At 65.8% G+C, this 23,304-nt stretch carries 23 protein-coding genes and 1 tRNA gene; 12 read left to right on the top strand and 12 right to left on the bottom strand.

All coding sequences use genetic code 11. From position 1 onward, the window contains the following. Nucleotides 1-23: 23 nt before the first annotated feature. From LRP66_RS01095 to hflX, 4 genes are read left to right on the top strand one after another with little or no spacing between them, the layout of a single operon-like run. Nucleotides 24-2,270, top strand: a complete 2,247-nt coding sequence (locus LRP66_RS01095; protein WP_230480636.1) for a sensor histidine kinase NtrY-like — start codon at nt 24-26, stop codon at nt 2,268-2,270. 6 nt (nt 2,271-2,276) lie between these two features. After that, nucleotides 2,277-3,653, top strand: a complete 1,377-nt coding sequence (ntrX, locus tag LRP66_RS01090; protein WP_230480634.1) for a nitrogen assimilation response regulator NtrX — start codon at nt 2,277-2,279, stop codon at nt 3,651-3,653. Between the two features lie 30 nt (nt 3,654-3,683). After that, a complete protein-coding gene (hfq, locus tag LRP66_RS01085; protein WP_268992423.1) occupies nt 3,684-4,286 on the top strand; it encodes an RNA chaperone Hfq in 603 nt (200 codons plus the stop codon). Beyond that, on the top strand, nt 4,283-5,575 hold the full coding sequence (gene hflX, locus LRP66_RS01080) for a GTPase HflX (RefSeq protein WP_230480631.1): 1,293 nt from the start codon (nt 4,283-4,285) through the stop codon (nt 5,573-5,575). Before hfq ends, hflX begins: the two co-directional genes overlap by 4 nt. On the opposite strand, the gene mazG is transcribed toward hflX, so the two are convergent. The 10 genes from mazG to radA all read right to left on the bottom strand — a co-directional run bounded on the left by mazG (nt 5,556) and on the right by radA (nt 14,604). Then, a complete protein-coding gene (gene mazG / locus LRP66_RS01075; RefSeq protein WP_230480935.1) occupies nt 5,556-6,272 on the bottom strand; it encodes a nucleoside triphosphate pyrophosphohydrolase in 717 nt (238 codons plus the stop codon). The two genes, hflX and mazG, sit on opposite strands and share 20 nt — an antisense overlap. 67 nt (nt 6,273-6,339) lie before the next feature. Next, nucleotides 6,340-6,915, bottom strand: a complete 576-nt coding sequence (locus tag LRP66_RS01070; RefSeq protein ID WP_230480630.1) for a retropepsin-like aspartic protease family protein — start codon at nt 6,913-6,915, stop codon at nt 6,340-6,342. Next, nucleotides 6,912-7,676, bottom strand: a complete 765-nt coding sequence (locus LRP66_RS01065; RefSeq protein WP_230480628.1) for an MBL fold metallo-hydrolase — start codon at nt 7,674-7,676, stop codon at nt 6,912-6,914. The genes LRP66_RS01070 and LRP66_RS01065 overlap by 4 nt, the downstream gene beginning before the upstream one ends. Further along, the gene (locus LRP66_RS01060; protein ID WP_230480626.1) at nt 7,673-8,449 is read right to left on the bottom strand and encodes a TatD family hydrolase; all 777 of its coding nucleotides are present in this window, start codon (nt 8,447-8,449) and stop codon (nt 7,673-7,675) included. Before LRP66_RS01060 ends, LRP66_RS01065 begins: the two co-directional genes overlap by 4 nt. Continuing rightward, nucleotides 8,449-10,005, bottom strand: a complete 1,557-nt coding sequence (metG, locus tag LRP66_RS01055) for a methionine--tRNA ligase (RefSeq protein ID WP_230480625.1) — start codon at nt 10,003-10,005, stop codon at nt 8,449-8,451. Before metG ends, LRP66_RS01060 begins: the two co-directional genes overlap by 1 nt. A gap of 51 nt (nt 10,006-10,056) precedes the next feature. Next, nucleotides 10,057-10,386, bottom strand: a complete 330-nt coding sequence (locus tag LRP66_RS01050; RefSeq protein WP_230480624.1) for a DUF423 domain-containing protein — start codon at nt 10,384-10,386, stop codon at nt 10,057-10,059. Between the two features lie 2 nt (nt 10,387-10,388). Then, the gene (locus LRP66_RS01045; protein ID WP_230480622.1) at nt 10,389-12,137 is read right to left on the bottom strand and encodes a cation:proton antiporter domain-containing protein; all 1,749 of its coding nucleotides are present in this window, start codon (nt 12,135-12,137) and stop codon (nt 10,389-10,391) included. Continuing rightward, a complete protein-coding gene (locus tag LRP66_RS01040) occupies nt 12,137-12,574 on the bottom strand; it encodes an iron-sulfur cluster assembly scaffold protein (RefSeq protein ID WP_230480619.1) in 438 nt (145 codons plus the stop codon). The genes LRP66_RS01045 and LRP66_RS01040 overlap by 1 nt, the downstream gene beginning before the upstream one ends. Then, nucleotides 12,571-13,137, bottom strand: coding sequence for a CvpA family protein (locus LRP66_RS01035; protein ID WP_230480617.1), 567 nt, complete (start codon nt 13,135-13,137; stop codon nt 12,571-12,573). The genes LRP66_RS01040 and LRP66_RS01035 overlap by 4 nt, the downstream gene beginning before the upstream one ends. A gap of 93 nt (nt 13,138-13,230) precedes the next feature. Next, nucleotides 13,231-14,604: a DNA repair protein RadA gene (gene radA / locus LRP66_RS01030; protein ID WP_230480615.1), complete on the bottom strand. Its 1,374-nt coding sequence runs from the start codon at nt 14,602-14,604 to the stop codon at nt 13,231-13,233. Nucleotides 14,605-14,701: 97 nt separating this feature from the next. Here radA and LRP66_RS01025 point away from each other — a divergent pair, with 97 nt between their 5' ends. Continuing rightward, nucleotides 14,702-15,847 (top strand): glycosyltransferase family 4 protein, encoded by a 1,146-nt coding sequence (locus LRP66_RS01025; RefSeq protein WP_230480611.1) that lies wholly within the window; start codon nt 14,702-14,704, stop codon nt 15,845-15,847. A gap of 1 nt (nt 15,848) precedes the next feature. Here the strand turns inward: LRP66_RS01025 and LRP66_RS01020 are convergent, their stop codons facing one another. After that, nucleotides 15,849-16,139 carry a DUF2218 domain-containing protein gene (locus LRP66_RS01020; RefSeq protein WP_230480610.1) on the bottom strand — a complete coding sequence of 97 codons (291 nt, stop codon included), beginning with the start codon at nt 16,137-16,139 and terminating at the stop codon, nt 15,849-15,851. After that, nucleotides 16,136-16,750 carry a PadR family transcriptional regulator gene (locus LRP66_RS01015; protein WP_230480609.1) on the bottom strand — a complete coding sequence of 205 codons (615 nt, stop codon included), beginning with the start codon at nt 16,748-16,750 and terminating at the stop codon, nt 16,136-16,138. The genes LRP66_RS01020 and LRP66_RS01015 overlap by 4 nt, the downstream gene beginning before the upstream one ends. A gap of 126 nt (nt 16,751-16,876) precedes the next feature. Between LRP66_RS01015 and LRP66_RS01010 the strand changes: the two genes are divergently transcribed. The 7 genes from LRP66_RS01010 (at nt 16,877) to pyrF (ending at nt 23,289) form a co-directional block, all read left to right on the top strand. After that, nucleotides 16,877-18,211 carry a replication-associated recombination protein A gene (locus LRP66_RS01010; protein ID WP_230480934.1) on the top strand — a complete coding sequence of 445 codons (1,335 nt, stop codon included), beginning with the start codon at nt 16,877-16,879 and terminating at the stop codon, nt 18,209-18,211. After that, nucleotides 18,195-19,055 carry a hypothetical protein gene (locus LRP66_RS01005; RefSeq protein WP_230480608.1) on the top strand — a complete coding sequence of 287 codons (861 nt, stop codon included), beginning with the start codon at nt 18,195-18,197 and terminating at the stop codon, nt 19,053-19,055. Before LRP66_RS01010 ends, LRP66_RS01005 begins: the two co-directional genes overlap by 17 nt. An 18-nt stretch (nt 19,056-19,073) precedes the next feature. Further along, nucleotides 19,074-19,148: transfer RNA gene (locus LRP66_RS01000), tRNA-Thr, on the top strand. A 64-nt stretch (nt 19,149-19,212) separates the two neighbouring features. Next, nucleotides 19,213-19,908: an endonuclease/exonuclease/phosphatase family protein gene (locus tag LRP66_RS00995; protein ID WP_230480607.1), complete on the top strand. Its 696-nt coding sequence runs from the start codon at nt 19,213-19,215 to the stop codon at nt 19,906-19,908. Next, nucleotides 19,908-22,193 carry a patatin-like protein gene (locus LRP66_RS00990; RefSeq protein WP_230480605.1) on the top strand — a complete coding sequence of 762 codons (2,286 nt, stop codon included), beginning with the start codon at nt 19,908-19,910 and terminating at the stop codon, nt 22,191-22,193. The genes LRP66_RS00995 and LRP66_RS00990 overlap by 1 nt, the downstream gene beginning before the upstream one ends. A gap of 99 nt (nt 22,194-22,292) precedes the next feature. Further along, nucleotides 22,293-22,607: a hypothetical protein gene (locus LRP66_RS00985; RefSeq protein WP_230480604.1), complete on the top strand. Its 315-nt coding sequence runs from the start codon at nt 22,293-22,295 to the stop codon at nt 22,605-22,607. Between the two features lie 7 nt (nt 22,608-22,614). After that, nucleotides 22,615-23,289 carry an orotidine-5'-phosphate decarboxylase gene (pyrF, locus tag LRP66_RS00980; protein WP_230480603.1) on the top strand — a complete coding sequence of 225 codons (675 nt, stop codon included), beginning with the start codon at nt 22,615-22,617 and terminating at the stop codon, nt 23,287-23,289. Nucleotides 23,290-23,304: the final 15 nt, after the last annotated feature.

Genomic DNA, 23,304 nt, shown 5'->3' with positions numbered 1-23,304 from the left:
CATGACGTTGTACGATTGCAACGATGTCGGCGATCCTGAACCCTGTCGTTCCCGACGAGACACGGCGGCCGCGCTTCGCCGTGACGCCGCTGATGGAGTTGGCCATCATCGTCGTGGCCATCACGATCGCGGGCGGAACATACTGGTTCATCGAGCAGCGGCATGATGCGCAGGGACTGATCGCGCCACCGGTCATCGCCGGACTTCTCGCGCTCAACCTCGTTCCTGCCATCCTGCTGCTGATGCTGCTGGGCCGTCGCGTGGCCATGCGCCGGGCAGCCGAATCGGCGGTGGGTGGTGGCGGCCGGTTGCATGTTCGCCTGGTGGCGATCTTCTCGCTGACGGCGAGCGTCCCCATTCTCCTGACGGTGGTGACCGCGTCGATGATGTTCCAGTCGTCGGCGGAGTTCTGGATTTCCGACCGGGCGCGCAAGGCGTTCAGCGATGCGATGGACATCGCCCGCCAATCGCAGCAGCAGATCATCAACCGCTGGGTGTTCGCCGGGCGAGCCATGTCGCAGGATCTCGGGCGCAATCTGCCGGTGCTGCGCGAGAACCGCCGCGATTTTCACGACTATCTCGTGCAGCAGACGATCGTGCGCGACATGGAGGAGGCGGTCCTCTTCTCCTATGACGCCAAGCAGGGCTTCAAATTCTACGACTTCTTCAACCAGCCGACCGATGCCAGCTTCCGCGAACTCGTGACGCCGGAGATGATGGATCAGGCCAGCCGCTCGAACCGCCCCGAAGTGGGCATCAACGAGCAGCGCGTCTGGGTCGTGACGCCGTTGCCCGACAGCAGCGGCATCATGCTGTATGTCGGCACGAGCGTGAACGCGGCCTTCCTGAGCAAGCAGCATTTCGCCGCCGAGGATGTCGTCGAGGGTTACCGCGCGCTTCAGGGACGCGCGCGGTCGCTCCAGTTGAAGTTCAACATCGCGCTGTTCTTCGTGGCGCTGCTGATCGTGGGTATCGCGGTGTGGATCGCGCTGGCCGTCGCCGACCGGTTGGTGCGACCGGTGGGCGAACTCGTGGATGCGGCCCGGCGCATCGCCGGTGGCGACCTTTCCGCACGGGTGCCCGATCCGCGGACCCGGGACGAAGTCGGTACGCTTGCCAACGCCTTCAACCAGATGACCGGCCAGCTCGAGCAGCAGAATACGGAACTGGTCACCGCGAACGCGCAGCTCGACAATCGTCGCGCGCTGATCGAAGCGGTGATGGCGGGCGTATCGGCCGGCGTCGTGGCAATCGGCGCCAATCGCCAGGTTCGGATCGCCAACAATTCCGCCGACATGCTATTGGGGGTGGAGCCGGGCGGGCTGGTCGGCCACCGCCTGACGGAGGTTGCCCCCGAGCTGGACGCTTTGCTCGATCAGGGGCGGCGTGAGGCGACGGTACAGGTCGCGCTTCACGGCGACATGCGGACGCTTGCCGTGCGGATCGCGCAGACGGCGGACGGGCCGATCCTGACCTTCGACGACATCACGCAGCAGCTGCTCGATCAGCGTCGCGCCGCCTGGTCCGACGTGGCGCGCCGGATCGCGCACGAGATCAAGAACCCGCTGACCCCGATCCAGCTGGCGGCCGAGCGATTGCAGCGCCGCTACGGCAAGGTGATCGATCCGCAGGACGAGACCTTCGGGCGCCTGACCGAGACGATCGTGCGCCAGGTCGGCGATCTTCGCCGGATGGTCGACGAATTCTCGTCCTTCGCCCGGATGCCCAAGCCGGTGTTCCGCGAAGAGGCGATCGCCGACATCTGCGCCCAGGCGATGTTCCTGCACGAAGTCGCGCATCCCGAGATCCGTTTCGAGATGGAGCAGGACGAACCCGCCCCGACGATGGTCTGCGACCGGCGGCAGATGAGCCAGGCGCTGACCAACATCGTCAAGAACGCGGTCGAGGCGATCGAAGGTCGGCCCGAGGGGACCAAGGGCGGCCATGTCATGCTGACCGTCGGGCAGCATGGCGGGATGATCACGATCACGGTCGCCGACAATGGCGTCGGCCTTCCTCCAGAGCGGGATCGTATCATCGAGCCCTATATGACGACGCGCGCGCGGGGCACGGGGCTCGGCCTCGCCATCGTCAACAAGATCATCGAGGAACATGCCGGCACGATCGGCTTTTCCGACAATCCTACCGGCGGCACCATCGTTTCGATGATGTTCGATGCCGGCGCCCTGGCGGCGCTGGATCAGGGGGGCGCCGAACCCGAACTGGCTGGGGAGGGCCAGCTCACCGCTTTGACTCGTACTCGGACGTAAAGAATCATGGCTTTGGACATTCTCGTCGTCGATGACGAACTCGATATCCGCGAACTGGTCGCGGGCGTCCTGGAGGACGAGGGCTATGACGCCCGCGTCGCCGCGGACAGCGACGCCGCGCTGGAGGCGGTGGCGGTGCGGCGACCGTCGCTGGTGCTGCTCGACGTGTGGCTGCAGGGATCGAAGCTCGACGGGCTGGAACTGCTCGATGAGATCAAGCGGCGCGATCCGTCGATCCCGGTTCTGGTGATTTCGGGACACGGCAATCTCGACACGGCGGTCGCCGCGATCCGCAAGGGTGCCGCCGATTTCATCGAAAAGCCGTTCGAGGCCGAGCGCCTTTTGCTCATGGTCGCGCGGGCGACCGAGACCGAGCGACTGCGCCGCGAGAACGCCTCGTTGCGCGCAAGCGCCGGACGCGAGACCGACCTGACCGGATCGTCGAGCGCGATCAACGGCATCCGGGCGACCTTGAAGCGCGTTGCCGCCACTGGCAGCCGCGTGCTCATCATGGGTGCGGCTGGCGTGGGCAAGGAGGTCGCGGCACGGCTGCTGCACGGCTGGAGCAACCGCGCGAGCGCCCCCTTCGTGGTGGTCAGTGCCGCGCGGATGACCCCCGAACGCGTCGATGAAGAATTGTTCGGCGTGGAGGAGGGGGGCGATCTCGTCCGGACGGGGCTTCTCGAGCAGGCCCATGGCGGGACGCTTTTCCTCGACGAGATCGCCGACATGCCGATCGCGACGCAGGCGCGCATCCTGCGCGTGCTGACCGACCAGAGCTTCACCCGCGTCGGCGGGACGCGCGTGGTCAAGGTCGACGTTCGCGTCGTCTCGGCGACCGCACGCGACCTGACCCAGGAGATCGCCGAGGGGCGGTTCCGCGAGGACCTCTACTATCGCCTCAACGTCGTTCCGGTGACCATCCCCTCGCTGTCCGAGCGTCGCGAGGACATACCGCCACTGGTCGAACATTTCATGGCGCATTACGCGACCGAACGTCGCGTTCGCACGCCCGAGATCGCGCCCGACGCGATGGTCGCGATGCAGTCCTATGACTGGCCCGGCAATGTCCGGCAGCTTCGCAACGTCGTCGAGCGGACGATCATCCTGGCGCCGGGCGACCGGGTCGGCCGGATCGACCTCGATCTCCTCCCCGCCGAGGTGCTGGGCGAAGGTGCCGATATGGGGGGAGGGGGCGCTACCGCGATCATGGGTGCCCCCTTGCGCGAGGCGCGCGAAAGCTGGGAACGGGAATATCTTCGCGTTCAGATCCGCCGCTTTTCGGGCAATATCTCACGCACCGCGAGCTTCATCGGAATGGAGCGATCGGCGCTCCACCGGAAGCTGAAACTCCTCGGGATCAGCGAGACGCGCGAGGATTGATCCGTCGGTCGGTCGGCCACCTCTGGACGAATGCCCTTTGAAACCATAGATATTGGCCGCGCCCGGTCCACGGGCGCGGTTCCGACGCCGGGAAACGGCGCTATTCGCGGGCACGGACCCGCCAAGAACAAGGGCTCGACCATGGCCGACAAGACGGGTTCGCTGCAGGACCTCTTCCTCAATGCGCTGCGCCGCTCCAAGGCGCCCGTCACGATGTTCCTCGTCAAGGGCGTGAAGCTCCAGGGGATCGTGACCTGGTTCGACAATTTTTCGGTGCTCCTTCGCCGCGACGGACAGTCGCAGCTGATCTACAAGCACGCGATCTCCACCATCATGCCATCGGGCCCGCTCGATGTCGCGGCGATCGTCGACGGTGTCAACGAACAGCACCGAAAGAATCCGCTTCTCCAGGAGATCTTCCTCAACGCGGTGCGGAAGTCCGAAGACCCGGTCACGATGTTCCTCATCAACGGCGTCATGCTGCAGGGGCAGATCGCGGGCTTCGACCTGTTCTGCATGTTGCTCCAGCGCGAGGGTATGGCACAACTCGTCTACAAACATGCCGTCTCGACCATTCAACCGGCCCGGCCGTTGAACCTGGCCGAGGAACAGGCGGGATCGGCCGAAGATTGAGCAACGGCTTCGACCGCGATCGCGGTGAATTCACACGCGGCGCCCGCACCATCATCGTCCTGCCGGATCAAGGCGATGCGGCACGGGACGCTGAAGCACGTCTGGACGAGACCGCCGGGCTGGCGATGGCGATCGGCCTCGACGTGGTCGAGCGGATCGCGCTGCGGGTTCGGGCGCTGAAGCCTGCGACCCTGATCGGCAGCGGCCAGGTCGAACAGGTCGCCCAGCAGGTCCGGATGGACGATGCGCAGCTCGTCGTGTTCGACGGCGCGTTGACGCCCGTTCAGCAGCGGAACCTCGAAACCGCGCTGGAAGCGAAGGTCATCGACCGCACCGGTCTGATCCTCGAGATATTCGGCGAGCGCGCCGCCACCGCCGAAGGACGATTGCAGGTCGAGCTGGCGCATCTCGACTATCAGGCGGGCCGCCTGGTGCGAAGCTGGACCCACCTCGAGCGCCAGCGTGGTGGCTTCGGCTTCCTGGGTGGGCCTGGCGAAACGCAGATCGAAGCCGACCGGCGGATGATCCGCGATCGCATGGCGCGGCTGCGTCGCGAGCTGGATCAGGTAAGCCGGACGCGCGGCCTGCATCGTGACCGTCGACAGCGCGCGCCGTGGCCGATCATCGCGCTCGTCGGCTATACGAATGCCGGAAAGTCGACCTTGTTCAACAGGCTGACGGGCGCTCATGTCATGGCGAAGGACCTTCTGTTCGCCACGCTGGACCCGACATTGCGCCAGATTCAGCTACCAGGTATCGACAAGGCGATCCTGTCCGATACCGTGGGCTTCGTCTCCGACCTGCCGACCCAACTCGTCGCGGCATTCAAGGCGACGCTGGAGGAGGTGGTATCGGCCGATCTGCTGATCCATGTCCGTGACATCGCGCATCCCGACAGCGAGGCGCAACGCGCCGATGTCGAGGCGGTGCTGACCGAAATCGGCGTCGATCCGGAGACCCCACGCTTCGAGGCCTGGAACAAGCTCGATCTGGTCGAGGGCGATGCGCGAGACGATCTGTTGGTCGAGGCGGCGCGCCGATCCCATATCGTCGCGGTGTCGGCGATAACGGGGGAGGGCGTGGATGATCTTATCGAACAGGTCGCCGCGGCGCTGACGTCCGGCCACCGGCGGTATCGGGTCACGTTGGACGCGGGTGACGGGGCGGGGGCCGCGTGGCTGCACGCGCATGGCGAGGTCCTGGACCAGGCCATCGAGGGCGAGCAGGCGGTCTACGAGGTTCGCCTTTCCGAGGCGGATTACGATCGCTTCACCCGTCGCGATGCTTGACCGCCTGCCATAAGTCTTCCTTCGCCGCGAGGTCCAGCGCGGCGAAGGCATCGCCCGCTTGCTGTTCCATGGCGCGGAAGCGGCGTTCGAACTTCCGGTTGCCGTTGCGAAGGGCTCGCTCCGCGTCGATGCCATGATGGCGGGCGAAGTTGACGACGGCGAATAGCAGATCGCCGAATTCCTCTTCGAGCGTTTCGGGCGTCGCGTCGGCGATCTCCGCCAGTTCCTCGTCGATCTTGGCACGTGGGCCCGCCGTATCGGGCCAATCGAAGCCGACACGCGCGGCGCGGTTCTGAAGTTTCTCGGCGCGCAGGAGCGCTGGCAGGCCGAGTGCGACGCCGTCCAGCGTGCCGTCGGCCGCCTTGGCCTGGCGCTCCTCCGCCTTGATCTGCTCCCATAGGTGATGGCCGCCTTCGGCAACGTCGCCGAAGATGTGCGGGTGGCGGCGCTCCATCTTGTCGCAAATGGCCGTCACGACATCGGCGAACGTAAACTGCCCGTTGTCCTCGGCGATCTGGGCATGGAATACCACCTGGAGCAGCAGGTCGCCGAGTTCGTCCTTCAGGTCGGCGAGGTCGTCACGGGCAATCGCGTCCGCGACTTCATAGGCTTCCTCGATGGTATAGGGCGCGATCGTCTCGAAAGATTGCGCAACGTCCCATTCGCAACCGGTGTCGGGGTCTCGCAACCGCTTCATGATCGTCAGAAGACGCTCCACCGCTCTGGCTCCTTCAGTTCGATAATATATATTATGTAAAACAGGATTACGGTTTGTCGTTGAGGATCAGCTCGCCGCGCTCCACGCGCCACGACCGCAGTCGGCGTAACACGTTCATGCCGATCACATCCTGCCTGCCGAAGCTTGGCGACACGATTGCACCGACATCGTCCAGCACGATGGGTCCGACACGCAACTGCGCGATGCTCGCATGGTCTGCCATGACCCGCCCGTTTGCGGTGTCGACCATCGTCCCGAACGGGCTTTCGTCCAAAGCCACACCCGCCGCCTTCGCCGTCTCGACCGATAGAGCCGTGGTCGTCGCGCCGCTGTCGACCAGCATATGTCGTGCCACGCCGTTGACGCGGACATCGGCCCAGAAATGTCCGTCGGGCGCCATGGCGATGCGCACGACGCCATCCGGGGACGCTCGCCCTGGCAGCAGACCCGCCAACCGATCACGCTGGGCGAAGATCAGGAATGCTGTTCCGAAGATCGCGATCCAGATCAACGCCATACGGACCGTTTGTCCGAGCGGGATCCGCCGCGCCAGCAATGCACTCAGCGGCAGCAACAGGATCAGGCCGTAGAATAGGAGATCGACGGCCCGATCAGTGCTCACGCGATCAGTTCCAGTCCGTCATAGGCCGGTCGGACATGCGCGGGCAGCTCTTCGCACAGCGTCGCATAATCCATCGACTGGTCCATATGGATCAGATAGCTCGCACGCGGCGCGAGTTCGTCGATCCAGTGGAGGACCGACGGCAAATCGGCATGGGCGGGATGCGGATGGCGCCGCAGCGCATCGACCACCCACAGATCGACCCCCCGGTACAGATCCGCCATGTCCTCGGTAAGCGCATGGAAATCAGTGGCATAGCCGATGCTCTTGGCGTCGCAGTCGAAGCGCAGACCCGCCGACAGGATATGGCCATGCGGTTGATCCACCGTCCGAACGCGGATCGGCCCGATCATGACATCGTCGCCCAAGGGCGTCATCGTGGCGGTCGGCGGATAACCCGTCTTGCCCTGGAATACATAGCCGAAACGCCGGGCGAGCGCCTCGGCCGTCGCTGGTCGCGCATAGCCGGACACGGGTTGTCCCAAGGCATGGTAGATCTGCCGGACATCGTCGATGCCGTGGCAATGGTCGGCGTGATCATGGGTCCAGATGATCGCATCGACGGTCCCGATTTCCGCCGCCAGCAATTGCTCGCGCATGTCAGGGCCGGTATCGATCAGGATCCGCGTGCCGTCATGCTCGACCAGCGCGGCGCAGCGCATGCGGCGATTTCGGGGTTCGGCCGGATCACAGGCCCCCCAGTCATTGCCGATCCGGGGTACGCCTGACGATGTGCCACAGCCCAGGATCCGAATCTTCACGCGACGGTCTTCGCAAACAGCCGATGGAAATTCTCCGCGGTCGTGCGGCTCAGCAGATCGAGCGGTTCACCGCGCAGGTCCGCCAGAAACGCGGCGGTGTCCGCCACGAAGGACGGCTCACCCGTCTTGCCACGATGCGGCACGGGCGCCAGGAACGGTGCATCGGTTTCGATCAACAAGCGATCGAGCGGCAGGCGTGCGGCGGTGGCCTGCAAATCCTTCGCGCTCTTGAAGGTCACGATACCCGAAATGGATATATAAAAGCCTAATGCCAATGCCTTGTCGGCAAAATCGCCACTAGCTGTAAAACAGTGGATGACCCCGGGATAGGCCCCCTTCCCCATCTCGTCCGCGAGGATCGCGATCGTGTCCTCCTCGGCATCACGCGTGTGGACGATCAGCGGCAGGCCGGTCTCGCGACACGCGGCGATATGTGCACGGAAGCTCGCCTGCTGCCGCACGCGATCGCTATGGTCGTAATAATAGTCGAGCCCGCTTTCACCGATACCGACGACGCGGGAATGCGCCGCGCGCTCGATCAGCCTGGCGGTGTCGATATGGCCATGTGCATCCGCTTCATGCGGATGGATGCCGACCGTCGCCCAGACATCGGGTTCGCGCTCGGCGGTAGCGATCACCGCATCCCATTCGCTTTCGCGCGTCGAGATGTTGAGCATCGCCGTCACACCGCGAGTGCGAGCCCGGTTCAGGATTTCCCCCTGTTCCTCAATCAACCCTTTGTAATTGAGGTGACAATGGCTGTCGGCCAACATCAGGCTTCGGCCTCCGCCGGGATTTCGAGCCGCGGGAAGGCCGGGGTCGGGGGCGATAGCGCGACGCCCATGGCAGCACGGCGAGCATACCAGCCGTCATCGTCGATCGCGGCGTGATCGCGCTGTTCGACGCCCAAGGTGTCAAGGACGAGCCCGGCTCCGCGTGGCGTCACCGGCAAAATCGCGATCGCCAGCATCCGGATCGCGCGGACCAGCGTACCAAGCACGGCATGCATCCGATCGGGGTCCGTCTTGCGGAGCGACCAGGGCGCCTGCACGTCGATATACTGATTGCACGCATAGACGCCACGCATCCACGCCTCGATACCCTGGCTGAGCATCAGCCCCTCAAAGGCCGTCTTGAGCCCGGCGCAGGCGACGACGACCTCTTCGATGAGCATCGCGTCGGCCGGATCGCCGCGTCCGGTATCGGGCAGTTCACCGCCCAGATTCTTCGCGATGAAGGACAAGGTCCGCTGCGCCAAATTGCCGAAGCTGTTCGCCAGCTCGGCATTGACGCGGGTCACGATCGCTTCCGCCGAATAGGAACCGTCCTGCCCGAAACTCACCTCGCGCAGGAAGAAATAGCGAAGGGCGTCGACGCCGAACGCATCGGCCAATTCCATGGGATCGACGACGTTCCCGACCGACTTGGACATCTTCTCCCCCCGATGGAGGAGGAAGCCATGCCCGAACACCGATCGCGGCAATGGCAGGTCGGCGGACATCAGGAAGGCGGGCCAATAAACCGTGTGGAAGCGGATGATGTCCTTGCCGATCAGATGCAGATCGGCGGGCCAGAACCGCGCCAGCTCACTGTCGGGATCAGGGTATCCCGTCCCCGTCAGATAGTTGGTCAGCGCGTCGACCCAGACATACATGACATGACCTGCGCTGTCCGGCACCGGAACGCCCCAGTCGAAGCTGGTCCGCGAAACGGAAAGATCGGATAGCCCGCCCTCGACGAACCGCATCACTTCGTTTCGGCGACTTTCGGGACGGATGAAATCGGGATTGTCGCGATAGAGGTCGAGCAGCGGCTGCTGATATTTCGACAGCCGGAAGAACCAGGTCTCCTCGGCCGTCCATTCGACCGGCGTACCTTGCGGCGACAATTTGGTGCCGTCGTCACCCGTCGTGAGTTCGCTCTCGTCATAGAAAGCCTCGTCACGAACCGAATACCATCCCTCATAGCGGTCGAGGTAGAGGTCGCCCTTCGCCTCCATCGCCTTCCAAATCGCCTGGCTGGCGGCATAATGGTCGGTGTCGACCGTCCGGATGAACCGGTCGTAGGAGATGGCAAGACGGTCGGCCATCACGTGGAAATGACTGGACATTTCGTTCGCGAACTCGCGCGTCGAGATGCCGCGGGCGCGCGCTGCCTGCGCCATCTTCAGCCCGTGTTCGTCGGTGCCCGTCTGGAACAGCACATCGCGTCCCGCCTGGCGCTGGAACCGCGCGATGACATCGGCGGCCACCATCTCATAGGCATGGCCGATATGCGGGCGGCCATTGGGGTAGTGGATCGCGGTGGTGATATAGAATGGATCGGCCATGTCCGGTCCCTAGAACAACATGCAGGGCAGGTGAAGCCCGCCTGCCCCGGTTCATCCGCGCATCGTCCAGGCGAGCCATAGCCAGCCGACGATCAGGATCGTCCCGCCGATCGGCGTCACCGCGCCAAGCCAGCGCGGCGCGCCGAACGCCATCGCATAGAGGGAGCCCGCAAAGATCGCGCCACCGACGACGAACGCCCATGCGACGCCGCGCGCGTCCATACGTAGTGCGACGAGCGCGGCGACCGCATGGATGAGCTGGTACTGCCCGCCAGTCTTGAGCCATTCCACCGCAATGCCCTCGGCGCGATGGGCGCCAAAGGCTCCCGCCGCGATGGCGATCGCGCCAGACAGTGCCGCGAGTACGCCCAGCAAACCCATGATCAGCCCTTTCGCTCGTCTTGCGTGATGATCCGGTCATTCGCCGCGCGCAGATCGCCCGAGGCCGCCTGTGCGGCCAGCCGTTCCTTGTCGCGGGCGCGGTACATCGTCTCGACCCGGTCGATTTCGGCGCGATCGATCTTCAGGCTGTCGAGCGCCAGGCGCGCCATCTTCACGGCGGACTCCAGCACCTCGCGCACGACATAGGAAGCCGGGCCACCCTTCAACCGAAGCACGGCGCGGCGGTCATAGGCGCGAACGAAGAGCGAGGCATTGGGAAAGGCCGCATGGACGCTTTCGAGCAGTTCGAGCGAGATCTGGTCCTCGTCGAGGCAGAAGAGGATCAGCTCCGCTTCCGCCGCGCCCGCCTGCCGCAACAGGTCGAGCCGGGTGCCGTCGCCATAATAGACCTTGGCCCCGAACTCGGCCGCGATGTCGATCATCTCGATATCGCGGTCGATCAGCGTGACCGGAATATCGCTGGCGATCAGCATCTGCGCCACCGTCTGTCCGAAGCGGCCATAGCCGACGATCAACGCATTGGCGCCATCGGTAACCGGCCCCTCGCGCTTCTCGCCCCGCATGATCACCGGTTCCTCGCGAATGCGGCGGGTCGCGCGCATCAGGAACGGCGTGGTGGCCATCGACAATGTGATGATCGCACCGAACAGGCTCGCCGCCTCCGGCGCGACCAGGTAACCGGCCTGCGCCTGCGCGAACAGCACGAAGCCGAACTCGCCACCCTGGCTCATCAACAGGCCCAGCGCGAACGCCGATCGCCAGTTCATCTTGAAGGCGAGGCCGATCAGGAAGATGACCAGCGTCTTGGTCGCGATCAGCGCCAGCGCCATGACGGCAACGAAGATCGGCCGCTCGATGATCGCGGGCAAGTTGAGCATCATGCCCACCGCCAGGAAGAACAGGCCTAGCAGAATCGAACGGAACGGCTCGACATCGGCTTCCAGCTCGTGTCGGTAGGGACTGTCGGCGAGCATCACGCCCGCGATGAACGCGCCCAGCGCGGTCGACAATCCGAGCAGTTCCATTACGGCGGCGCTGGCGATAACGGTGAACAGCCCGGCGAACACGAACATTTCGCGCTCGCCCATATTGCCGATCAGCCGGAACAGCGGACGCAACAGGAACCGTCCGGCGATGATCAGTCCGACGATCGCACCCACCGTCTCGAGCGCCAATATCCATCCCGGCGGTCCGGCATGATCGGCCGGATTGCGCGACATGGCGGCGACGATCGTGATCAGCGGGACGATCGACAGATCCTGGAAGAGCAGGATGGAAAAGGCCCGCTCGCCGAAGGGCGTGCGCAACCGGCCCGAGGATTGCAGCATCGGCAGCACCTGCGCCGTCGACGACAGCGCCAGCGGCAGGCCCAGCGCGAGCGCGGCCTCCATCGAGAAGTGCGCGAGCAGCACGATCCCGCTGATCGCCAGTCCGCAGATCGCGACCTGTAGCAGCCCGAGGCCGAAAATCTCGTGCTTCATCCGCCAGAGCCGCGCGGGGTTCAGTTCCAATCCGACGATGAAGAGGAGGAGCGTGATGCCGATCTCAGCAATGCCCAGCTTGGCCTCCGCGTCGCCCACCAGACCCAGGACGTGCGGTCCCACCACCGCGCCCGCGACGAGGTAGCCCAGCGTGGCGCCTAAGCCCAGCCGACGAAATACCAGCACGAACGCCAGCCCGAAGCCGAGAAGGATTGCACCGTCCCGCAGCAGCGATACGTCTTCATGCATCAGCTCGACCGCCCGGCGGCCGCGTCTTCGGCTGCCTGTGCCGCCGCCTCGAACGCGAGGCGGATCGATGGGTGACGCGCGCTGTACGGCACGGCGGGCGCGAAGACCGCGAGGCCGGGCCATTCGGGCGCATCGGTCCGGTCACCTGCCAGCCAGGCGGAAAGTTCGTCGCGTGCCTTGGCGAGTTCCGAAGCGTTGCGTCCCACCACATGCGCCGACAGGAGCGCCGCCGATGCCTGGCCAAGCGCGCAGGCGCGGATGAGCATGCCCACCTCGCTGACCCGTCCGTCTGCACCGAGATTGACGTCGACCGTCACCCGGCTGCCGCAAATCGGCGAGCGCCGCTCGACGCTGGCCATCGGGTCCGTCAGCCGCTGGTCATGCGGAATGGCAGTCGTCAGCCGCAGGATCTCTGCATTGTAGAGGGGCGCGGTCATGAGGGTGTCTCGCTGGCATTGGCCGCGCCGCTCTCGGACGCTGGCGTGGGCGCGCCGAATACGGGGAGGCCGCGACGGCGGCGATCGACGAAATCGGCGATACCCGCGCTGGTCGCGTTGAGAAGCTTGTAGGTCCGGCTCTTGACCATCCATTCGGGTCGACGCGCAGGTCCGCCGCTGACCGTGTCGATCATCAAGGCGACAACGAGGAAGACCAGGCTGGCCAGGATCAATCCCTTGAGCGCACCGAATCCGAAGCCGAGCGCTCGGTCGACCGGCCCCAGGATCGACGTCCGCGTCCTGCTGCCGACCGCGCGTGCGACCAGGCGTCCGCCGATATAGGTCACCCCGACGATCAGCGCGAAGGCAAGGACGGCGGAACCGGATACCGTGCCGACGATGCCGGTCAGCGCCTGCGCGAGCGGAATATGAAACAGCTTGAGCGCGGCGACGATCGCGATCCAGGCGAACAGCGCCAGAACCTCGGTGACGAAGCCGCGTAGAAAACCCTGGATCGCCGCACCGAACACCGCGATCAGGACGAGGATATCAAGGGCCGTCAATGCTTCGTGTCCACCATCTGCTCCGGGTCCTGATCGGCGCCAGACCGCACCGCCATGGGTTGCACGGGAGATGGCGTGGATCGCCCGCCTTCGCTACCCCCGGCCCAGCATATGGTCAACGAACTCGGCCAATGTCCGGAACCCCGTCATCCGCAAGCCCCCTTCGTCGCCCGCCATGCTGCGTGGAAGCATGGCCTTCTCGAAGCCGAGTTTGCCCGCCTCCTTCAACCGCAACGGACCGTGCGCGACCGAACGGATTTCGCCCGACAACGCGATCTCGCCGAAGACGATCGATTCCGCCGGGACGGGACGCTCCGACAATGCCGAGACGAGCGCTGCGGCGACGGCCAGGTCGGCGGCCGGATCCTGCACCCTGTAGCCACCCGCGATATTGAGATAGACTTCGGCCGACGAGAAGCTGAGCCCGCAGCGCGCTTCCAGCACCGCCAGGATCATGGCCAGACGGCCCGTGTCCCACCCGACGACCGCACGACGCGGCGTCGCACCAGACGCGAGCCGGACGGTCAGCGCCTGGATCTCGACGAGGACCGGTCGGGTGCCTTCCAGCGCCGGGAAGACGGTCGCACCCGTCACGCCCTGTTCGCGATTGGTCAGGAACAGCGAAGACGGATTGCCGACTTCGGTCAGCCCTTCGGTCTGCATGGCGAACACGCCGATTTCGTCCGTCCCGCCAAAGCGGTTCTTGATCGCACGCAGGATGCGATACTGATGGCTGCGCTCCCCCTCGAAGGCGAGAACGGTGTCGACCATATGCTCGAGCACGCGCGGGCCAGCGATCGAACCATCCTTGGTGACATGGCCGACGAGCACGACGGCGGTGCCACGCTCCTTGGCGAACCGGATCAGTTCCTGGCCCGAGGCACGCACCTGGCTCACCGTCCCCGGCGCCCCCTCGATCAGGTCGGAATGCATCGTCTGTATCGAGTCGATGATCAGCAAGGCGGGCGGCGTCCCGATCGACAGGGTCGTCAGGATGTCGCGGACGGAGGTCGCCGCCGCCAGCCGCACCGGCGCCTGACCCAAGCCGAGCCGCCGGGCACGCAACCGGACCTGATCGGCCGCTTCCTCGCCCGAGACATAGGCCACCGGCCGCCCCGCCATGGCGAGCTTCGCCGCAGCCTGAAGCAGAAGCGTCGATTTGCCGATACCCGGATCACCGCCGATCAGCGTCGCCGACCCCTCGACGAACCCGCCGCCGAGCGCGCGGTCCAGCTCGGCGATACCCGTCGCCATCCGATCGGGCAGCGGAATGTCCGCATCGAGCCCGACCAGCTGGATCGCCCGCCCCCCGCCCTGCAGATTATGCTTCGCCGCGAAGGGGGTCGTCTGGACCGGTGCTTCCTCCAACATGGTGTTCCATTCCGAGCAGTCGGGGCATTGCCCCTGCCAGCGGGAGGATACCGAACCGCAGGATTGGCAGACGTAGCGCTTTTGGACCTTGGCCATGGCGACCATCTAAGAGACCGGGAACGAAAATGGAACATCGTTCGCGATCGGTGTCGGGATAGTTTTTGGACGGCCAGACGGCTATGGCGCGGTTTCCATGACCCCAGATATGTTCCGCGTCGCGCTGTTCAGCGGCAATTACAACTATACGCGCGATGGCGCGAACCAGACGCTGAACCGGCTCGTCGGCCATCTGCTCGACCGGGGTGTGGCGGTCCGCGTCTATTCGCCAACCTCCGCGACGCCCGCCTTCCCCCCGGTGGGCGATCTGGTCGACGTACCTGCCATTCCCCTGCCCTTCCGTGCCGACTACAAGCTCGCGCGTGGCCTTCCGGCGAAGGCGCGCGCGGATCTGGAGGCGTTCGCGCCCAATATCGTCCATGTTTCCGCGCCGGAGTTCCTCGGCCATGCAGCGGTACGCTGGGCGCGCGAGCACGGCGTCGCGTCGATCGCCTCGGTCCATACCCGGTTCGAGACCTACCCGGCCTATTATGGTCTGGGATTTCTCGAGCCTGCGATCATCCGGTTGTTGACGCGCTTCTATAATCGCTTCGATCGGATCGTCGCACCGAGTCCGAGCATGATCACGTTGCTTCGAGGCTGGGGCGTGACGCCGCCGATGAGCATCTGGTCGCGCGGGATCGATCACGATCGGTTCCAGCCTTCGCGCCGGAGCCTGGAATGGCGGCGCTCGCTGGGGATCGCCGACCACGAAGTGGCGATCGGATTTCTCGGCCGACTGGTCAAGGAAAAGGGCCTCGACGTCTTTGCGGAGGCTTTGGCCGAACTGCGTCGGCGCGGCGTCCCGCACAAGGTGCTGGTGGTCGGCAAGGGGCCGGCGCAGGACTGGTTCGCCAAGGCGACGCCCGATGCCATCTTCGCGGGCTATCAGACGGGGGATGGGCTTGGCCGCGCGGTCGCGTCGATGGACGTCTTCTTCAACCCCAGCGTCACCGAGACCTTCGGCAATGTGACGACCGAGGCGATGGCGGCGGGCGTGCCGGTCGTCGCCGCCAACGCGACCGGCGCGATGGACCTGGTCGCGGACGGCGAGACCGGCTTCCTGGTCGGCGCGCGCGATGTCGCGGGCTATGCCGACGCGCTGGAGAAGATCGCAACCGACCCCGCGCTGCGTCGACGGTTCAGCGAGGCGGGACATGCCCGCGTCGCCGATTATCGCTGGGACAAGGTCAACGACGCGATGCTCGACGCCTATCGCACGCTGCTCGCCGAGCGAGGCTGACCTACACGTCCTGCCAGTCGAAGGTCAGAGGCGCTTCGCGAAAGGCGAAGCGATCTAGGTGGCTCGACACCACCTCTCGCATACGGGCCGTGTCCTCGCCCTCCGGCACGGTCAGGACGACGTCCAGCGTCTCGCTATCGGCGCGCATTTCCACCTTCGACCCGTTGGGGAACAGGATCGTCCCCTCCTCTGCCGTGAAGGCGACCTCCATCTTGTGCGACCAGTGCTTGGCAAGCTGCTGGAGATAACGGCTGGCCGACAGGGTCGGCACGCGGGAGACGGAGACGCTCACTTCAGGCGCTCCACCTTCTGGGCGAGTTCATCGATCATCGCGGCCACATCGTGGATCATCTCCGGCGAGGCGTCGCCGCCGCCGAACCGCTCGCCCAGCGCCATCTTCAGGCCACCCATCGCCCGACGAAGCGGGGCAGCGTCGACGCGCTGGCGATGCTCGCCCAGTGCCTGGAGCCGCGCGATCAGCGCATCGACCTGTTCGGCATTCTCGGCCAGGTGCGAACGCCCCGTATCGGTGGCGGCGAAGCGCTTCTTCGCGCCTTCGGACCGCTGCTCGTCGATGAAGCCCAATTCGTCGAGCAACGTGATCGTCGGATAGATCACACCGGGGCTCGGCGCATAGGCGCCGCCGGTCATCGCCTCGATCTCGCGGATCAGGTCGTAGCCGTGGCGGGGTTCGTCGGCGATCAGCTTGAGCAGGATCAGCCGCAATTCTCCGCCGTCGAACATCCGCCGGCTGCGACCTCCGCCGCCACCCCTGCGCCGATGCTCGCCGTCATTCAGGCGTTCGACCCAGTGCAAGAAGCGCTCGGCATCGAGCTCGGGACCGCCGTGATGATGACCGGCATGGTGACGGCGATGGCCGCCGCCGCGGGAGAAACGAAACATGGAATTTCCTCTTGATCGGTTTTGACAAGCTCAAGATATATCGTAAGCCATCGGTGTCAAGATGCTCCTAGATATATCTTTAGCGATGATGGTGACGAGACCTGTGCGGAGGCTTACATGGCGGCCATGGCCGACCTCTTCGCGGGCATGGACCCCGCCCCCACCTCCCCCGTAATTCCGCCCGACGCGCCACTGGCCGACCGGCTGCGACCCGCGCAGTTGAGCGAGGTCGTCGGTCAGGACCATCTGACCGGGCCGGAAGGCGCAATCGGCCGCATGGTTGCCGCGGGGCGGCTGTCCTCGATCATTTTGTGGGGGCCGCCCGGTACGGGCAAAACCACCATCGCCCGGCTGCTCGCGGCCGCCGTCGGCCTTCGCTTCGCATCCATTTCGGCGGTGTTCTCCGGCGTAGCGGATTTGAAGAAGGTCTTTGCCGAAGCGCGGGAACATGCGCGGGTCGGGCAACGCACGCTCTTGTTCGTCGACGAGATCCATCGCTTCAATCGCGCGCAGCAGGATGGGTTCCTGCCCTTTGTCGAGGACGGCACGGTGACCCTGGTCGGCGCGACGACCGAAAACCCGTCGTTCGAGCTGAATGCCGCGTTGCTCAGCCGCGCGCAGGTGCTGATCCTGCATCGGCTTGGCCAGTCGGCGCTCGACCTGTTGCTGACCCGCGCCGAAGCCGAGATGGGGCGCCCCCTTCCCCTGGACGCGGCGGCGCGTGATGCGCTGATAGCCAGTGCGGACGGCGACGGGCGGTTCCTTCTGAACCAGACCGAGACGCTGTTCGCCGTCGACCTGCCGGAGCCGCTGGACCCTGCCGGGCTTTCCGCCTTTCTCCAGCGGCGCGTCGCGGTCTACGACAAGGATCGCGAAGGGCATTACAACCTCATCTCCGCGCTTCACAAATCGATCCGGGGCTCCGACCCGCAGGCCGCGCTCTACTATCTGGCGCGGATGCTGACCGCAGGCGAGGAGCCGCTTTACGTACTTCGCCGCCTGACGCGCGCGGCGATCGAGGATATCGGCCTGGCCGATCCGCAGGCACTCAGCCAGTGTCTCGCGGCAAAGGATGCCTATGATTTTCTTGGCTCGCCCGAAGGCGAACTGGCGATCGTCCAGGCTTGCCTCTACCTGGCGACCGCTCCCAAATCGAATGCGGCCTATATGGCGCAGAAACAGGCCTGGCGCACCGCGCGCGAAACGGGATCGCTGATGCCCCCGGCGAACATATTGAACGCGCCGACAAAGCTGATGAAGCAGATCGGCTATGGCGCGAACTACCAGTACGACCATGACGCCGAAGAGGGTTTTTCCGGCGCGAATTACTGGCCCGACGAGTTGCCGCCGCAGAATTTCTATGCGCCATCGGGGCGCGGCCTCGAAAAGCGGATCGCCGAGCGCATGGCCTGGTGGGACGAACGCCGGCGCGCGCTGGGCGGCGATGACGATCGCCCCTGACCGCTTCACGGGCTTCGTCGCCATCGACTGGTCGGGGGCGCATGGTACGGCGCATGACGGCATTCGCGTCGCGATGTGCACTATCGGCCATGCGGCGCCCGTCATCGTCGCGCCACCGGGTCGGGCCTGGTCGCGCGAAGGCGTTGCGGATTGGGTGCTGGAGCATGCCGCCGAGCCGCTTCTGATCGGTTTCGACTTCAGCTTCTCCGCGCCCTTCGTCACGCGCGGCGCGCATTTGCCCGGCGATCGCGTGACGCAGGATGCGCGCGAACTCTGGACCTATGTCGACGAAAGCGCCGACGATCCCGATCTCGGCGCGCGCAGCTTTCTGGAGGCGCGGCGCGGCACGCATTTCTATTTCGGCGCGGCCGATGGGCGCAAGGCGGACTTCCTCCATTGGCGCGCGTGCGAGATCGCCGCCGACGGGGGCCGCAAGCCGTCGACCGTCTATGACGCGATCGGCGCTTCACAGGTCGCGAAGGCGAGCTTCGCGGGTATGCGGATGCTGCGAAGACTGGACGGCCGGATCGCCATCTGGCCCTTCGATCGCGTGCCGGCCACGGGGGCGACCGTGGTCGAGATCTACACCTCGATCGCCGCCCGTGCAGCCGGTCGACCGCGCGGTCGAAGCAAGATGCGAAATGCCGAGGCGCTGGACGATGCCTTGGTCGCGTTGGACAGCGACCGTCATGCCCCGCTCGCACGTTATGACGATCACTCGACCGACGCGATCCTCACCGCGGCCTGGCTGCGCGGGGTGCGCGATCGTGCCGATCTGTGGGACCCTCCCGGCCTTTCGCCACGGATCGCGCGCACGGAGGGCTGGACCTTCGGTGTCGCTTGACGCTAGGGGGACGGCGACGCCGGATTAGCACAGCGGTAGTGCAGCGGTTTTGTAAACCGAAGGTCGGGGGTTCGATCCCCTCATCCGGCACCATTTCCCGTCGCACCCCCCCCTTGACCTTGGCACCAAACCTTCGGCGCTGCGTTACAGTGGCGGAATGATCAAGGTCGCCAGCTATAACATCCGCAAGGGGATAGGTGCCGACCGGCGGCGCAATCCCGACCGCATTCTCGACGTGCTGCGTGAAGTCGACGCCGACGTCATCGCATTGCAGGAGGCGGATCGTCGCTTCGGCGAGCGCGAAGGGGTCATCCCCCTCCATCTTCTCGACGAACATAGCGACTGGAAGCCCATCGTCTATGGCATGAAGGCGCGGTCGATGGGCTGGCACGGCAACACGATCCTGGTCCGCAAGTCGACCCAGGTCCTCGATTTCGAGGCCATCCACCTGCCCTCGCTCGAGCCGCGCGGCGCGGTGATGGCCGACCTGCGTACCGCCAGCGGGGTGATCCGCGTCGTCGGCATGCACCTGGACCTGTCGGGTTTGTGGCGGCGACGGCAGGCCGCTGCGATCCTAGCCCATCTGTCGAGCTGTCTTCACCGTCACCCGACAGTGATGATGGGCGATCTCAACGAGTGGACGCGTGGCGCCGGGTGCCTGCGCGATTTCTGCCGGGACTTTACCATGGCGGAGACGGGGCCCAGCTTTCATGCGCGACGTCCGATCGGGCGGCTCGACCGGATCATGGTGTCGCACGAGTTGCAGGTCGCCGCCTGCGGAGTCCATGCCAGCCCGACCTCTCGCAAGGCGTCCGATCACTTGCCCATCTGGGCGAAGATCGGGCCGCGCTGATGCGTGAGAAGGAGCTGCGGCTGGCGCTGGTCTGCTATGGCGGCATCAGCCTGGCGGTCTACATGCATGGCATCACCAAGGAGATCTGGCGGGTCGTGCGCGCGAGCCGCGCCTCGCATGAAGGTGATCCCCCCGCATCGGCGGTCGATGCCGTCTATCACGATCTGCTCGACGAGATGGCCGAGCGCGGCGGTGTCCGCGTCCGTATCCTCGCGGACATCATCGCGGGCGCGAGCGCCGGCGGCATCAACGGCATCTTCCTGGGTCAGGCGCTATCGACCGGCCAATCGCTCGATCCGCTGACCGACCTTTGGCTGGAGGCGGCCGACATCGAGTCGCTGATCGCGCCCGACGCCGCCCCCACCTCGCGCTTTTCGAAGATGTGGGCTCTCCCCTTCGCGTGGATGGCGGCCGGGCGCAGCGGCGAGAAGGTCGAGGGCCTCGACGAGGAGACCCGGGAGGAGGTCCGCCGCAAGCTGGGCCACCTGATCCGTTCGCGCTGGTTCGAACCGCCCTTCGCCGCCGATGATTTCACCGCCCGTCTGCTGGAGGCCTTCGATCGCATGGCCGCCGCGCCGACAGGCAAGCGACTTTTGCCGCCGGGTCAGCCGCTCGACCTGTTCGTCACCGTCACCGATTTCACCGGCCAGCCGCAGCGGCTTCGCCTCCATTCCCCGAGCGAGGTGGTCGAGACCGAACACCGGATGGTCGTCGATTTCACCGACAGCGGCGACGGCAAGCTGGCGGCCATACCGGAGCTGGTATTCGCCGCCCGCGCGACGTCGAGCTTCCCCGGCGCGTTTCCGCCCTTCACCGTCACCGAACTCGACCGTGTGCTCGGAACGCGAAATCAGTCCTGGCCGGAGCGCGACGAATTCCTCCGCCGGGTTCTGCCGCGCCATCACGCGGCGGGGGCGGCCGAAAAGGCCGTGCTGATCGATGGATCGGTACTGGTCAACGCCCCCTTCCGCCCGGCGATCGACGCCCTGGGCCGCCGCCCGGCGCGACGGCAGGTCGACCGGCGCTTCGTCTATATCGATCCCTTTCCCGGCATGCATTTCCGGCTGCCCGGCGGTGGCGGCCATCCCGGTTTCTTCCAGACGATCATCGGCGCGGTCAGCGAGTTGCCGCGCCAGCAGCCGATCCGCGACAACCTCGAGGCGATCGCCGCGCGTTCCGGGCGGATCGACCGGATGCAGGCGATCGTCGCCGCGATCCGCGAGGATGTCGAGCAGGAGATCGAGCAGCTTTTCGGCGGCACCTTCTTCCTCGATCGACCGACCGCCGCCCGCCTCGCGTCCTGGCGGGTGCGCGCACAGGCCGCCGCGGCCGCCAAGGCGGGGTTCAGCTATGCCGCCTATGGCCATTTGAAGGTCGCAGGCGTCATCGACATGATTGCGGCGATCCTGTCCGAGGCGATCGGTGACGATGCCGCCCTGCGCCGCACCCGGATGCGCGCGTTTATCGAGCGGACGCTCGCCGCGCGAAGCGAGGGGCAGGCGATCGCCTTTACCGCGGGCCCCAGCGAAGGCGCGAAGTCCTTCCTGCGTGGTTTCGATCTGGGTTTCCGCATTCGCCGTCTCCGGCTGCTGGCACGCCGCCTGACCGAATTGGAAGCCGACCACAGCGAAGCGCAACTCGCCCCGGTGCGCGACGCGTTATACGAATCGCTGGCCGATTATCTGGAGCGACAGGGCGGCTCCGCCCATACCGAGATGGCGGACGATGTCCGCTCCGCGCGCGAGGATGAAGACGGCGAACAGTTGCTCGCCCGGCTGGAAGCGCGGCTCGATTTGATCCGGCTCGACGGAGAGACCGACGCGCGACTGGCGAATGCGCTGGCGGGTCTGCCGCGCGCGGCACGGCGCACGCTGCTGCTGACCTATCTCGGCTTTGCCTATTTCGATGTCGCGACCCTGCCACTCCTGCAGGGCGAAGGATTGGACGAGTTCGACCCGATCAAGGTCGATCGGATCGCCCCCGATGATGCGACCGCGATCCGGTCCGGCGGCGCGGAGGCGACCCTCAAGGGCATCCAATTCCTGACCTTCGGCGCGTTTTTCAGCCGCAACTACCGCGAGAACGACTATCTGTGGGGCAGGCTGCACGGCGCGGAGCGAATGATCGACATCGCGGTGTCGACGCTGCCCTCTACAATTCGCCTGAAGCCCGGTGCGGTGGCCGCGTTCAAGCGCCGTGCGTTCCTCGCGATCCTCGACGAGGAAGAGCATCGACTGACCGCGATCGCGCCGCTGATCACGTCGCTTCGCCGCGAGATCGGCTGAAGGCTGGTCATGCCCGATCAAGGCGGCTAGACCGCCAGCCTTGAGCGAAGTCCGTCCGTCTCGTCAGGGGGCGGCGGATCGGGTTACGCGGAGAAGCGCATGCAGTTCCTGAAAATGCTGTTCTGGTGCCTGCTGGCCTTCCTGGCCGCGGCCTTCACGCTGGGGAACTGGACGACCGTGCCGATCCGGCTGGTCGGCGGCCTGGTCGCCGACGTGAACCTGCCACTGCTGCTGTTCCTGACCTTCCTGCTGGGGCTCATCCCGACGTTGATCTGGCAGCATGCCGCGCGCTGGCGCCTTCGTCAGCGATTGAGCGCCGCCGAGCGTTCGCTTGCTGCCGTCTCGGCGGAAACCGGCGCCTACGCGGCGCCCGCGCCGAACGTCGCCATCACCCCCATCCAGCCCACGGTCTGATCCCTTCATGAGCAACCGCATCTACGTCGCCATCGATACCCCGGACCTGGCGCGTGCGCAGGCGCTGGCGCAAAAGGTCCGGCACCATGTCGGCGGTCTGAAGCTGGGCCTTGAGTTCTTCTGCGCACATGGCGCTGGCGGCGTGCGCGAGATGGCGCATATCGGACTGCCGATCTTTCTCGATCTGAAGCTGCACGACATTCCCAACACGGTCGCCAAGGCGGTCCAGTCGCTCGGCCCGCTCGCTCCGGCGATCCTGACGGTCCACGCAAGCGGCGGCCGGGCGATGCTGGAGGATGCGAAGGCGGCGGCCCCGGTCAATACCAAGGTCGTGGCTGTGACTATGCTGACCAGCCTGGACGCCAATGACCTGAGCGATACCGGCGTCACCGGGTCGCCAGCCGATCATGTCCGCCGCCTCGCCGATCTGGCCGCGGAAGCGGGGATCGACGGCATCGTCTGCTCGGGCGAGGAGGTCGGCGCCGTCAGGAAGGCGTGGCCCAAGGGCTTCTTCGTCGTACCGGGCGTCCGGCCCCAGCATGGCGCGATCGGCGACCAGAAGCGCGTCGTCACCCCGCGTGCCGCCGTCGATGCCGGTGCCTCGATCCTGGTGATCGGCCGCCCGATCACCCAGGCCGAAGATCCCGACGCTGCCGCAAGGGCGATCGCCGCCACGCTGTAGAACGTTTCTCGACTC

Source organism: Sphingomonas sp. Leaf21 (assembly GCF_916858675.1).
In the GTDB taxonomy this organism is placed as follows: Bacteria; Pseudomonadota; Alphaproteobacteria; order Sphingomonadales; family Sphingomonadaceae; genus Sphingomonas.
This window is presented reverse-complemented; position numbering and strand designations above follow the sequence as displayed.